Annotated in this window: 12 protein-coding genes; 8 read left to right on the forward strand and 4 right to left on the reverse strand. The window is 64.0% G+C overall.

Translation table 11 applies throughout. The features are described 5' to 3' along the window. Positions 1-12: 12 nt before the first annotated feature. The 3 genes from ctrA to lptB all read right to left on the reverse strand — a co-directional run bounded on the left by ctrA (position 13) and on the right by lptB (position 3,376). Positions 13-708, reverse strand: a complete 696-nt coding sequence (gene ctrA, locus H0274_RS10210; RefSeq protein WP_054531167.1) for a response regulator transcription factor CtrA — start codon at positions 706-708, stop codon at positions 13-15. A 245-nt stretch (positions 709-953) separates the two neighbouring features. After that, positions 954-2,468: an RNA polymerase factor sigma-54 gene (gene rpoN / locus H0274_RS10215; protein ID WP_226795233.1), complete on the reverse strand. Its 1,515-nt coding sequence runs from the start codon at positions 2,466-2,468 to the stop codon at positions 954-956. A 116-nt stretch (positions 2,469-2,584) separates the two neighbouring features. After that, positions 2,585-3,376, reverse strand: a complete 792-nt coding sequence (lptB, locus tag H0274_RS10220) for an LPS export ABC transporter ATP-binding protein (RefSeq protein ID WP_226795234.1) — start codon at positions 3,374-3,376, stop codon at positions 2,585-2,587. Positions 3,377-3,555: 179 nt separating this feature from the next. Between lptB and H0274_RS10225 the strand changes: the two genes are divergently transcribed. After that, positions 3,556-3,933: a hypothetical protein gene (locus tag H0274_RS10225; RefSeq protein WP_226795235.1), complete on the forward strand. Its 378-nt coding sequence runs from the start codon at positions 3,556-3,558 to the stop codon at positions 3,931-3,933. A 78-nt stretch (positions 3,934-4,011) separates the two neighbouring features. Continuing rightward, complete coding sequence (locus tag H0274_RS10230) at positions 4,012-5,358, forward strand: TldD/PmbA family protein (protein ID WP_226795236.1); 1,347 nt, start codon at positions 4,012-4,014, stop codon at positions 5,356-5,358. A 94-nt stretch (positions 5,359-5,452) separates the two neighbouring features. On the opposite strand, the gene ppa is transcribed toward H0274_RS10230, so the two are convergent. After that, positions 5,453-5,992, reverse strand: coding sequence for an inorganic diphosphatase (ppa, locus tag H0274_RS10235; RefSeq protein WP_226795237.1), 540 nt, complete (start codon positions 5,990-5,992; stop codon positions 5,453-5,455). A gap of 272 nt (positions 5,993-6,264) precedes the next feature. Between ppa and H0274_RS10240 the strand changes: the two genes are divergently transcribed. From H0274_RS10240 to lnt, 6 genes are all read left to right on the forward strand, one after another. After that, the gene (locus H0274_RS10240; protein WP_226795238.1) at positions 6,265-7,374 is read left to right on the forward strand and encodes an LLM class flavin-dependent oxidoreductase; all 1,110 of its coding nucleotides are present in this window, start codon (positions 6,265-6,267) and stop codon (positions 7,372-7,374) included. A gap of 61 nt (positions 7,375-7,435) precedes the next feature. Continuing rightward, positions 7,436-8,716, forward strand: coding sequence for a histidine--tRNA ligase (gene hisS, locus H0274_RS10245; protein WP_226795239.1), 1,281 nt, complete (start codon positions 7,436-7,438; stop codon positions 8,714-8,716). Positions 8,717-8,849: 133 nt separating this feature from the next. Continuing rightward, positions 8,850-9,920 carry a peptide chain release factor 1 gene (prfA, locus tag H0274_RS10250; protein ID WP_226795240.1) on the forward strand — a complete coding sequence of 357 codons (1,071 nt, stop codon included), beginning with the start codon at positions 8,850-8,852 and terminating at the stop codon, positions 9,918-9,920. A gap of 55 nt (positions 9,921-9,975) precedes the next feature. Continuing rightward, positions 9,976-10,827 (forward strand): peptide chain release factor N(5)-glutamine methyltransferase, encoded by an 852-nt coding sequence (gene prmC, locus H0274_RS10255; protein WP_226795241.1) that lies wholly within the window; start codon positions 9,976-9,978, stop codon positions 10,825-10,827. A 208-nt stretch (positions 10,828-11,035) separates the two neighbouring features. Then, positions 11,036-11,779, forward strand: coding sequence for a DUF4167 domain-containing protein (locus H0274_RS10260; protein WP_226795242.1), 744 nt, complete (start codon positions 11,036-11,038; stop codon positions 11,777-11,779). Between the two features lie 100 nt (positions 11,780-11,879). Continuing rightward, the gene (lnt, locus tag H0274_RS10265) at positions 11,880-13,463 is read left to right on the forward strand and encodes an apolipoprotein N-acyltransferase (RefSeq protein WP_413463475.1); all 1,584 of its coding nucleotides are present in this window, start codon (positions 11,880-11,882) and stop codon (positions 13,461-13,463) included. The last annotated feature ends 7 nt before the right edge of the window (positions 13,464-13,470 follow it).

Raw genomic sequence — 13,470 nt, forward strand, 5'->3', positions numbered from 1 at the left:
GGGGGAGTGCTGTCAGGCGGCTTCCGCCTCTTCGCCCGGATCGCGCAGCACATAGCCGCGGCCCCAGACGGTTTCGATGTAGTTCTCGCCGCTGCAGGCGTGGCTCAGCTTCTTGCGCAGCTTGCAGATGAACACGTCGATGATCTTGAGTTCCGGCTCGTCCATCCCGCCATAGAGGTGGTTGAGGAACATTTCCTTGGTGAGCGTGGTGCCCTTGCGCAGCGAGAGCAGCTCCAGCATGGCATATTCCTTGCCGGTCAGATGCACGCGGGCGCCATCGACTTCCACGGTCTTGGCATCGAGGTTCACCGCCAGCTTGCCGGTACGGATAACCGATTGCGAATGGCCCTTGGAACGGCGCACCACGGCGTGAATGCGGGCGACCAGTTCTTCGCGGTGGAAGGGCTTGGTCACGTAATCATCCGCCCCGAAGCCGAAGCTGCGGATCTTTGAATCCATTTCGGAAATGCCCGAAAGGATCAGCACCGGCGTCTGTACCTTGGCGACGCGCACTTTCTTCAGCACATCATAGCCGTGCATGTCCGGCAGGTTCAGGTCGAGCAGGATGATGTCGTAATCATACAGCTTCGCCAGATCCAAACCCTCTTCGCCCAGGTCGGTCGAATAGACGTTGAAGCCTTCGGTGGTCAGCATAAGCTCGATGGCCTTGGCGGTCGTCGGCTCGTCCTCGATCAGCAGCACACGCATGGGAGCCCCCTTTAGTCGCCCCGTTTCTTTCCGTTAACTGTCCCTTTCGGGAAGTTGACGGTTATTAACCACGCAAGGTCTCAATGAAAAAGGTTAATTTATCATGAAATGAAAATGGGATTTCCCGGTGAGTCTTTCCGGTTACGTTCCTCATCGCGCCTGCCGGGGGATCGCCCTGGCCAGCCACAAAGGCAATGCTGATATTGGGACGCCCGCATTTGCGTGCTTTCGGCGCTTATAGTGGCCTATCCCACACCCTCCAGCTTTTTCTGGCGGCGGCGCTGCACCGAAGATCCGATGCCGATCGCCTCGCGATATTTGGCGACTGTCCGCCGGGCGAGATCGAAGCCCTTCTCTTTCAGAAGGTCCACCAACGTATCGTCGGAAAGGATGTTTTTCGGATCTTCGGCATCCACCAGCGCGCGAATCTGCGCCTTGACTGCTTCGGCGGAAACCGCGCCGTCGCCATCGGCGGAGGCGACGCCGGAGGTGAAGAAATACTTCAGCTCGAATGTGCCGCGTTCGCAATTGAGATATTTGTTGCTGGTAACCCGGCTGACGGTCGATTCGTGCATCTCGATGGCTTCGGCTATCGTGCGCAGGGTCAGCGGGCGCAGTTCCGACACGCCCTTGCGGAAGAAACCTTCCTGCTGCTTCACGATCTCCGCCGTCACTTTCAGGATCGTCTTCTGCCGCTGGTCGAGAGCTTTCATCAGCCAGTTGGCATCGGCCAGCTTCTCGCTCAGCCAGGCCTTTGAAGCCTTGTCGTGGCAACCCTGGCGCAGTTCGACATAATAGGGCCGGTTCACGATCAGCCGGGGCAGGGTCGCCTGATTGAGCGCGATGTTCCAGCCGTCCTTGGGCCCGGCCCGCACCAATATGTCGGGCACTACCGGTTCGCTTTCCCCGCCGCCGAATTGCAGGCCCGGCTTGGGATCGTAGCTGCGCAGCTCGGCCAGCATGTCGGCGAAATCTTCGTCATCGACGCCGCACATGCGCTTGAGCTGGGCAAAGTTGCCCTTGGCCAGCAAATCCAGATTATCGATCAGCCGGGCCATTGCCGGATCGTGGCGATCCGCCTCCATGGCCTGCAGCGCAAGGCATTCCGAAAGGGTGCGGGCACCCACGCCGGTCGGGTCCAGCGACTGGACCACTTTCAGCCCGCCTTCCGCCTCGCTCAGGGAAATGCCCAGCTCGCCCGCCACTTCGCGCAAGGGAACCGGCAGATAGCCGGCCTCGTCCAGCAGGCCCACAATATGCCGGGCGATGAAGGCGCTCTGCTGGTCAGGGGCGACTGCGCCGATCTGCGCATCGAGATGTTCGGCAAGGGTCGGCCCGGAGCCGCCGCGTTCCTCGATCGCCAGGCCTTCCTCGCCCGAGCCCGCGGAAAAGTCGGAAAACTCGCCTCCAAGGGGCAGTGCCGAACCGTCACCCGTCTCGCGATCGATATCGAGCGCGGCAGGATCAAGGTCCAGCGGGGCATCGGCTTCCCCGCGGCCTTCCAGCATCAGCTGGTCGGCCGTTGCCGTGCCTTCCGCCATGGCATCGCCGCGTTCATCCCGCGCTTCCGCTTCGCCTGCCGTTTCGCCCCCGCCCTCGCTGTTGCCGATGTCGAGCAAAGGGTTCGCATCCAGCGCTTCGCCGATGAAGGTTTCCAGCTCCAGATTGGACAGCGCGAGCAGCTTGATTGCCTGCTGCAACTGCGGCGTCATTACCAGCGACTGGGTCTGGCGAAGATCGAGGCGCGGGCCCAGGGCCATTTTTCAAGCGCCGGTCTTGCTGCGTGACGCCCAGCGGAGCAGTTGGACCGGGGCTGGTGCAGTCTCCGGCCGAGCGGCGCTGAAACCTGCGCCAGGCATGCCTGACGGCCGGCCAATCACAGGGTGAAGCTCTCGCCCAGATAGAGGCGGCGCACATTCTCGTCGGCCACCAGATCTTCCGGGCTGCCGGCGAACAGCACCTGGCCACCATAGATGATGCAGGCGCGGTCCACGATATCCAGCGTTTCGCGCACGTTGTGATCGGTGATCAGCACGCCGATGCCGCGCTGCTTCAGGTCGATCACCAGATGGCGGATGTCCTGGATCGAAAGCGGATCGATCCCGGCGAAGGGTTCGTCCAGCAGCATGATCGAAGGCTTGGCCGCCAGCGCGCGCGCGATTTCGCAGCGCCGCCGTTCACCGCCCGAAAGCGCCATGGCCGGGCTGGAGCGCAGGCGGGTGAGGCCGAATTCGTCCAGCAGCCGTTCCAGTTCCGATGCGCGGGTGGCCTTGTCGGGTTCGATCATCTCCAGCACGCAGGAAATGTTCTGTTCCACCGTCATGCCCCGGAAAATCGAGGTTTCCTGCGGCAGATAGCCCAGGCCCAGGATCGCGCGGCGATACATGGGCAGCTTGGTCACATCCACGCCGTCCATCAGGATGCGGCCGCTGTCGGGCCGCACCAGACCCATGATCGAATAGAAGCAGGTGGTCTTGCCCGCGCCGTTGGGGCCCAGCAGACCCAGCACCTCGCCCTTGCCGACCGAGAGCGAAATGTCGGTCAGCACCGCGCGCTTGTCATAGCTCTTGGCGATCGAGATCACTTCCAGCCCGCCATTCGGCAGGGGAACGGTGGCGTTCACCGTGGCTTCGTCTGTCGCCTCGGCTGTCTGGTCGAGTGTCGTCATCGCGCGGCTTTTACCATGGCTTGCCGGGCAGGAAACCCCTGCCGTGGCAAACTGGCAAGATTCCTGCATGGCTTTCAGGGCCGTGAAAGCTTCAGGGGTATGAACAAATGTTCAGGAAGCTTGATCGTTCCACGATAGCGTGAAATAGTCTGATTCGGGTTGGAAATGGAGGGAAGCGCATGGACAAGGCGCTCTGGGATTCAAGCCGGCAGAAAACCGAGGCGGGCAAACGCCTCGATTGGCGACGCAGGATGAGCGACCATGTCGCCTATGCCCTGCTTTTCTACACGGGCCTGCAGATCTTCGTGACCATGTCCGTTCTCAAGCATACCACCCAATCTATCCTCCCCTTTTTCGCGCTGATCGTGCTCGTGGCGGCGGTGATCCCCGGTTGCCGCCTGTTCGAGAAACGCTGGGAGGATCTGAGCGACGATGCAGCGGCCGATCCCTCGCTCAGGCCCCTGTTCCAGCGGGACCGGCTGATGGTGTGGATCGCGGCCCTTGGCCTGCCCTTCCTGGTCACCGGCGCGGTCGAACTTACCGCACAGATCCTCTAGCTGCTCCAACGCAGCCTTTGCAGGACGGCGCCGCACCCGCTAGGGCTGCCGGTGTAACCATGCCGTTCGGATTATCCCATGCTTGAACCAAAGGCCGCCCAGGAACGCTGCGCGGCAGCAATCCACTTCGCCCTCAAAGCCGGTGCCGATGCCGCGGATGCGGTGGCGATCGGTTCCTCTTCCGAAGAAGTCCAGGTCCGCCTCGGCAAGCTGGAGGATGTGGGCCGTTCCGAAAGCGAGGAACTGGGCCTTCGGGTTTTCGTCGGCCAGCGTTCCGCCTCGATCCACGCCACCGATATGAGCGATGCCGCGCTGGCGGAACTCGCCAGCCGCGCGGTGGCCATGGCCAAGGCTGCGCCGGAAGATGAATATGCCGGCCTTGCCCCGGCTGAATTGCTGGCGCGCGGCCCGATGCCGGAACTGGACCTCGTCGACGCTTCGGAGCCCAGCCCGCAGCATTTGCGCCGCCTGGCGGAAGAAGCGGAAGACGCCGCGCGTGCGGTGAAGGGCGTGACCAACAGCGAAGGCGGCGGGGCCAGCTTCGGCCGCAGTGCGGTGGCGCTGGCTACCAGCCATGGTTTCGCGGGCGCCTATGAGGCCACCGGCATCAGCCTTTCGGCCAGCGTGCTGGCGGGCGAAGGCGGCGCGATGCAGCGCGATTACGAATATCGCACCGTGCGCCATGCGGCGGACCTGCTTTCCCCGGCCGAGATCGGCCGCGTGGCGGGTGAACGCGCCGTGGCCCGGCTCAACCCGGGCAAGATGCCCAGCAAGGGCATGAGCGTGGTGTTCGATCCGCGCGTGGGCAATTCGCTGCTGGGGCATTTGCTGGGCGCCATGTCCGGCCCCTCCATCGCGCGGCGCTCCAGCTTCCTGCTCGACCGGCTGGAGGACGAGCTGTTCCCCGCCGACATCCTGATCCTTGAAGACCCGCATCGCCTGCGCGGCCTGCGTTCGCGCCCGTTCGACGGGGAGGGGCTGCCCTGCCTGCCGCGCGCGCTGGTGGAAAAGGGCCGGGTCACCGGATGGCTCACCAATGCGGCCTCGGCCCGCCAGCTCGGCATCGGGCTGACCGGCCATGCCGCGCGCGGGGCCAGCGGCGCCCCGGGCGTGCAACCCGCGAATGTCCATCTCGCGCCGGGCAAGGTCAGCCGGGCCGAACTGATCGCTGATATCGAAGATGGCGTGCTGGTGACCGAGCTGATCGGCATGGGCGTGAACGGGGTGACGGGCGATTACAGCCGCGGCGCTTCCGGCTTCCGCATCGTGAATGGCGAAATCGCCGGGCCGGTGGCCGAATTCACCGTTGCGGGCAATCTGATCGACATGTTTGCCCGCATGAGCGTGGCTGACGATCTGGACATCCACCGTTCGATGGACGTGCCCACCATCCGCATCGAAGGGATGACGGTCGCCGGGGAATAGGGGCCGGGGAATTGGGGCCGGGTAGTAACGGGGACAAGGTGCGGGGCGCAGGCTGTCTGGCCTGCGCCCGGTCACCGGACAGATTGCCGAAGGATCAGTCCTTCTTGGCTTCCTTGGCGCGTTCGATGGCTTCCAGCACGATCTCGCGGGCTTCGGCGGCATCACCCCATGCGCCGATGCGCACCCACTTTTCGGATTCCAGATCCTTGTAGTGCTTGAAGAAGTGCTCGATCTGCTGGAGTACGATGGAAGGCAGATCCTGCCGCTCGCCCACGTCCGAATAATAGGGGAAGGTGGTGTCCACCGGCACGCAGACCAGCTTCTCGTCGCCGCCGGCTTCGTCTTCCAGCTTCAGCACGCCGATGGGGCGCGCGCGCACCACGCAACCGGGGATGAAGGGGCTGCGCGAGATGACCAGCGCGTCCAGCGGATCGCCATCAGGCGAAAGCGTATGCGGGACGAAGCCGTAATTGGCGGGATAGCGCATCGGCGTGTGCAGGATACGGTCGACGAACAGCGCGCCCGATTCCTTGTCGAACTCGTATTTCACGGGTTCGCCGCCGGTCGGCACTTCGATGATGACGTTGAGGCTCTCGGGCGGATTGTCGCCGGTTGGGATCAGATCGATTCTCATGATGTGCTCTTTATTCTGCGGTTCTGCTGCCAGCCCTGCCTCGGGCCACGAAGCGGCATCCTGTCCTGTTTTCGAGGGCTTAAGCCCTTCTACCTAGCCGCGCCGTTAGCGTAGCATGGAGGGAAAGGCGAGGGGCAAATCCCGCCCGAAGATAAGCAATTGCGGCCTACCCGGTAAATTGGCAGTCTGCCCCGATAATAACGACCGGTACAAAGCCGAGTCCGTGCTCAAAGTCCCGCAAGAGGGCGAAGGCACATAACAGGAGACACAGGATGCATGTAGGCTTGGCCAGCGGCTTCGCTCATCAGCGCGGCAAGGGATATGACGATGCCCGTTTCGTTCGGGAGGAGGTCGAGAACCTCGTCCTGGCGGAAGAATTGGGGTTCGATTCGGTGTGGATCACCGAACACCATTTCTCCGACTATTCGATGTCGAACGATCCGCTGCAACTGCTCACCTGGATCGCGGCGAAGACCAGGCATGTGAAGCTGGGCACCCAGTGCATCATCGTGCCCTGGCACAATCCTGTGCGGCTGGCGGAAAAGATCATCAATCTGGATATCCTTTCCGGCGGGCGCGCCATTCTGGGCTTCGGCGGCGGGCTGGCCCAGCATGAATTCAGCGGGCTGGGCATCGACCAGAACAAGAGCCGCGAGCTTTATACCGACATTCTGGAAGCCGTGATCCCGGCGCTGGAAAGTGGCGTGATTGAAGGGGAGGGCGCCTACGGCACCATTCCCCGGCGCGAGCTGCATCCCGGCCCGATCAAGAGCTTCGAAGGGCGCAAGTTCTGCGGATCGCTCTCGGGCAATTCGATGTACACGGCGGCGAAGCTGGGCTGCGGCAATATGATCCTGATGCTGCCCCAGCGCGGCAAGGATGTGCCGCCCGACAAGTACACCGAGGTGTGGAAGGAAGTGAACGGGCCGGACAGCTCGCCCCCGCCCCCCATGCTCGGCGGCAATTACTATATCGACGAGAGCGCGGAGTTCGCGGAGGAACAGGGCCGGAAATATCTCGCCAACACGATGCGCGCCGCGATCAGGAATTACGGCCTCGATACGCCGGGCAAGTTCCCGCACATCAAGGGCTATGAGCATTACGAGAAGATGGTGCTCAGCCCCGATCAGATCGAACCCTATGTGGAGGACTTCTCCAGGGGCGCCGTCACCGGCACGCCGCAGATGATCCTCGACCGGATGTGGGAACTGAAGGAAATCTACCAGCCGCAGGGCTTCTTCCCGCATGTCTATTATGGCGGGATGCCGCAGGAAGAGGCGCGCAAGAACATGCATCTGTTCGCGGAAAAGGTGCTGCCCGAGATCAAGAGCTGGCAGAGCGAGGTCGATATTGACGATCGCTTCCTGCAGGCGGCGGAGTAGGTTCCGGGATCGGAAGGCGGGAATTGCGGAAACGGGCGGCCCGTCCTAAACGCCGCCCGCAATGGCAAAGATCGAAACCCCCCGCCCGATCAGGGGCACCCAAGACATTTTCGGCGCAGAGGCCGAGGCTTTCGCCCATGTGGTCGAAACCTTCGAGCGCGTGCGCAAGCTCTACCGCTTCCGCCGGGTGGAAATGCCCGTGTTCGAGAAGACGGAGGTGTTCAGCCGCTCCATCGGTGAGACGACCGACGTGGTTTCCAAGGAAATGTATTCCTTCGAGGATCGCGGCGGGGAATCGCTGACCCTGCGGCCGGAATTCACTGCCGGCATCGCGCGGGCCTATCTCACCGATGGCTGGCAGCAATATGCGCCGCTGAAAGTGGCCACCCACGGCCCGCTGTTCCGGTACGAGCGCCCGCAGAAGGGCCGCTATCGCCAGTTCCACCAGATCGACGCGGAAATCATCGGCGCGGCCGAACCGCAGGCGGATGTGGAATTGCTGGTGATGGCCGATCAGCTGCTGAAGGAACTGGGCATCGGCGCCAATGACCCTGGGGCTGTTACGCTCAACCTCAATACGCTGGGCGATTCCGACAGCCGCGAGGCATGGCGCAGCGCGCTGGTGGCCTATTTCCGCGATGTGAAAGCCAGCCTTTCGGAAGACAGCCAGGAACGGCTGGAAAAGAACCCCCTGCGCATCCTTGATTCCAAGGATGAGCGGGACAAGGTCTTCGTGGCCGATGCCCCGCAGATCGACCAGTTCCTTTCAGGCGAGGCGCAGGACTTCTTCGGCGCGGTCACTTCCGGGCTGGACGCGGCGGGCGTGGCGTGGAGCCGCAACCCGGCACTGGTGCGCGGGCTCGATTATTACCGCCACACCGCCTTCGAATTCATCACCGACCGGCTGGGCGCGCAGGGCACCGTGCTGGGCGGCGGGCGTTACGATGGCCTGATGGAATCGCTCGGCGGCGCGGCAACGCCTGCCGTGGGCTGGGCCGCGGGGATCGAGCGGCTGGCGATGCTGGTGGGGGAGTGGCCGATTGAGGCCGCACTGGCTATCTTGCCTGAGTCGGAAACTCTTGAAGAGCGAGCTTTGGCAGTTGCCGCAGAACTGCGACATGCGGGCATTCCTTGTTGGACGGCATTTCGGCAGAACCCCAAGAAGAGGAATGCGAAAGCGAGGGCAGATGGTGCGTTGGCGGCCCTATACGTCAAGGCACCCGATGCGCAGGGACGGGAATTCAGTGTATCAAGCGTTTCGGGAACAGACGCTGAATCCAAACTCATTAGAAGGGTAATGGATATTCTTGGTGGCCGTGTTGGTGGTCGCTTCCCAGAATGATGGTCTCAGACGTCCACAAATCTCGTCACCCCGGACTTGTTCCGGGGTCCCGCTACCTTTCTGCACCATCGCGGAGGGCGGAAAGCCGGATGCCTGGGCAGGTCCGGCGTGACGAATTGAGTGGGGCAGCGGCATGACCATCCCCAATGACCGCCTCGCCCAGATCGCCAATCGTTTCGCCGAACTGGAGGCGCGCCTTGCGTCGGGTCAGCTTGAAGGCGATGCTTTCGTCTCCGCCAGCCGCGATTATGCGGAGCTGGAGCCGGTGGCTCGTGTGGCCGAGGAAGTGCGCACCATGCGCGGCGAACTGGCCGAGCTGGAGAAGCTGGACGATCCCGATCCGGAAATGCGCGCCCTGGCCGAGGAAGAAGTCGCCCGGCTGAAGGCGGAGCTGCCCGAGGCCGAGCATCGCCTAGCCATTGCCATGTTGCCGCGCGATTCGGCTGATACGCGCCCGGCCATGCTGGAAATTCGCGCAGGCACCGGCGGGGATGAGGCTGCGCTGTTCGCCGCCGATCTCTATCGCATGTATGAACGCTATGCGGCGGAGCAGGGCTGGCGGGTCGAGATGATCAGCGCCAATGCCTCCGACATTGGCGGCTTCAAGGAAGTGGTGGCCAATGTCGCCGGGCAGGGCGTGTTCGCCAAGCTGAAGTTCGAAAGCGGCGTCCACCGCGTGCAGCGCGTGCCGGTTACCGAAAGCGGCGGGCGCATCCACACTTCCGCCGCGACCGTGGCCGTGCTGCCCGAGCCGAGCGAAGTGGATGTGCAGATCGAGGACAAGGACCTCAAGATCGACATCTATCGCGCCTCCGGCGCGGGCGGGCAGCATGTGAACACTACCGATTCGGCGGTGCGCATCACGCACTTGCCCAGCGGACTGGTGGTGATCTGCCAGGACGAGCGCAGCCAGCACAAGAACCGCGCCAAGGCGATGCAGGTGCTGCGCGCACGCCTCTATGAGAAGATGCGCGACGAGGCGCAGGGGGCGGAGGCGGAAGCGCGCAAGGCCATGGTCGGTTCGGGCGACCGTTCCGAACGCATCCGCACCTACAATTTCCCGCAAGGGCGCGTGACCGATCACCGCATCGGCCTGACCCTGCACAAGCTCAACGAAGTGCTCGAAGGGCCGGGGCTGGGCGAGTTGATCGACGCGCTGATCGCCGAGGATGAGGCGAAGCGGCTGGCGGCCCTGGGGGAGTGAGCATGTTGGTCAGGCGTCCCGTGCCTGTCGAAGGATGCGCGGGGACCTTGCCCCGATGACCATCTCCATCGCCCAGGCCATCCGCGATGCCGCACAGCGCCTCGAAGCCACCAGCGATACCGCAAGGCTGGATGCCGAAGTGCTGATGGCCCATGCGCTGGGCGTCACCCGCTCGGACCTGCTGCTGCGCCATATGCGCGACGAGGTGCCTGCGGGCTTTGCCGCGCTGGTCGAGCGGCGGGCCCTGCATGAGCCGGTGGCCTATATCACCGGCCATCAGGAATTTTACGGCCGCGATTTCCTCGTCACGCCCGATGTCCTGATCCCGCGCGGGGATAGCGAGACGATCGTGGAGGCCGCGCTTTCCGCCTGTCCGGCCCCTGCGCGCGTGCTCGATTGCGGAGTGGGATCGGGCGCGCTGCTGCTTTCGGTGCTGGCCGAGCGGCCCGGTGCCGAGGGCGTGGGGATAGACCGGTCCGCAGGCGCCCTGGCGGTGGCCACCGCCAATGCGGCGCGGCTGGGCCTTTCAGGCCGCGTGCGGATGGAACAACGCGACTGGACGCAGCCCGGATGGGCCGAAGCGTTGGGGCGGTTCGATTGTATTCTGGCCAATCCTCCCTATGTTGAAAGCGAGGCTGAACTTGCCCCGTCGGTACGGGAGTTCGAGCCTTCGGGCGCGTTGTTCGCCGGGCCGGATGGGCTGGATGATTATCGCGTTCTTGTGCCCCAATTGCCGAAACTTTTGTCTCGGGATGGGATAGCCGTTCTTGAAATAGGCTGGACCCAGGCAGAAAATGTACGGCAAATGGCTGAACAGGCCGGTTTTTCGGCCATTCTGCATGAAGACCTCGCCGGAAGGGCGCGTGCATTGCTGTTGCGTTTTTGCGCTTGGCAATGTCTCGCTTAGAAGCTAGGCACGGGCCAAGGTCAGCAGTTGGATGGAGATTCCCAACTGCCTGCCCTACTCCAACATTTGCGTCAGGCGTTGCGGGTTGTCCCGGGTCTACATGCAGATGAAGGGACCACGAGCGCGTGCAAGACGTGGCGTGGCGAGGGGTCATGCGACTGCTGCGCATTCCCGTGCATGGGCGGTCAAGCTGAGGAAGTGAATTCCCTTGAGTAACAATCGCAATAATAACCGTCGCCGTGGCCGCGGGAATAACCGCTCGCAAGGCGGAGGTCAGCTTAACCGGATCGATAGCCGCGCTCGCGGCAACGCTCCGCAGCTGCTCGAGAAATACAAGAAGCTTGCTCACGATGCCGCGATGAACGGTGACCGGGTGCAGGCCGAATATTACCTGCAATTCGCCGATCACTATTTCCGCGTGATTGCCGACAGCCGGGCCCTGAAGGACGAGCAGCAACAGCGCCCGCGCCATCAGGACCGCGAACGCGGCGATGACGAGGATTACTTCGAGGACGAATTCGATCGCGCCCCGCGCCACGAACAGCGCCACGAATCGCGGAACGATTCTCGGGCCGAACCACGGGGCCGCCGCGAGGAGCAGGCACAGGACGATGCCGGGGATGAGGGCGAACGCCCCACCGAGGACGTCCGCGCCGAAGGGATGGAGGGCGAGGAATACGAGCCCACCGAAAACCCCTTCACGCGCCCGGCTCGCGCCGCCAAGCCGCGCCGCCCCCGCAAGGAGCGCGCGCCCAAGGCAGCCGATGGCGATGACCAGCCTTCGGGCGGTCTCGATCCTTCGGCCCTGCCGCCGGCAATCGGCCACGATTCTTCCGAAGATTCCTCGGCTGACGATGCGGAGGAAGCCCCCGCGGCTCCCGCCCCGCGCCGCCGCCGTACCACTCGCGCCCGCAGCAGCGGTGGCGATCAGGAACTCGAAACGGTCAGCTGATTATCGGCCCCCGGCCAGCCGGGGGCCATATCCGCGCGGCTTGTGACTGCCCGGCGATGGTGCTTGCGCGCTGTGCCGGGGCAGGCCACATGCCTCGGCGATGAAATCAGAGCGCTTGATTCTGGTCCGTGAGATCAAACGCCCGCCCATGGCGCGGCGTATGGCGGTTTTCGGCCTTGGCTTCGCCTCGGCGCTGGGTTTCCAGCCGCTGGGCCTGTGGCCGCTGGCGCTGCTGGCCATGGGCGGTTTCATCCTGCTGCTGGCGCAGGTCGAGGGCCGGCGGGAGGCTTTCCTGCTAGGCTGGCTGTTCGGCTTCGCCCATTTCACGCTCGGCAACAGCTGGATTGCCACGGCCTTCACCTATCAGGCCGAAATGCCCGCCATTCTCGGCTGGGCGGCCGTGCCGCTGCTCTCCCTCTATCTCGCGATCTATCCCGGCCTTGCCGCGCTGGGGGCCCGGCTGCTGGCGCCCAAGCACGGCGGCATCGCGCTGCTGCTGGCATTCGCGGCCTGCTGGATCGTTACTGAATGGATGCGCGCCTGGGTGTTCACGGGCTATGCTTGGAACCCCTTCGGCGTGGTCCTGCTGGGCAGCTTTTCCCGCCCCGGCATAGCCGCGCTGGCGCCCTGGCTGGGCACTTATGCGCTGTCGGGCCTGGCCGTGCTGCTGGGCGGGCTGGCGGCGTGGCTGGCGCTGCGCAAATGGTACGTGCCGCTGGGCGTGCTGGCGGCGGGGGTGATAGCCGGGATGCTGTGGCCTGCCGCGCCCGATGCGGATGGCACCTTGCGCTATACTCTGGTCCAGCCGGATATCCGGCAGGAACAGCTGAATGACGGGATGTTCTATGAAGAGAACTTCCGCAAGCTGGCCAATCTCTCGCTGCCGCGCAAACCGGGCGAACACCGGCTGGTCCTCTGGCCCGAATCCGGTGTGCCGGATTATCTGATCGATGGCTATCCGCAGCGTTATTATGACAGCATGACCGCTTTCGGCGATCCGCGCCTCGCCCGGATGCGGCTGGCGCGAGTGATCGGGGCGGACAGCCTGCTGCTGACCGGCACGGTCGATCTGGAGATTCGCAACGGCCGCGCCGCTGCCGCGCGCAATGCCGTTACCGCGCTGGGCGACAAGGGCGAAGTGGTCGCCGGCTATGACAAGGCCCATCTGGTGCCCTATGGCGAATATCTGCCGATGCGCTGGCTGCTGGAGCCGCTGGGCGTGAACCGGCTGGTGCCCGGCGCGATCGATTTCTGGCCGGGGCCGGGACCGCGCACGCTCGATCTGGGGCGATGGGGGCAGGCCGGGATCCAGATCTGCTACGAGATCATCTTTTCGGGCGAAGTGGTCGATCCGGCGCGCCGGCCCGATTACATCTACAATCCCTCCAACGATGGCTGGTTCGGCACCTTCGGCCCGCCGCAGCACTTCGCCCAGGCTCGCCTGCGGGCGATCGAGGAAGGGCTGCCGGTGCTGCGCGCCACCACCACCGGGATCAGCGGCGTGATCGATGCGCATGGCGTGGTGCGCGAATATGTGCCGCTGCGGGTTGCTGGCCGGCTTGACGGCCTCGTGCCGCCTGCGCTGCCGCCTACCTTGTTCTCTCAAACAGGAAATCGCCTGCCTCTGGCATGGGCGATGGTTCTGGCTATCGCGGCGATTGCCTTGCGGCTGCGTCGCCGTTAGGACCATC

It is taken from the genome of Fulverythrobacter ferritrahens (assembly GCF_020539485.1).
Lineage (GTDB): Bacteria > Pseudomonadota > Alphaproteobacteria > Sphingomonadales > Sphingomonadaceae > Andeanibacterium > Andeanibacterium ferritrahens.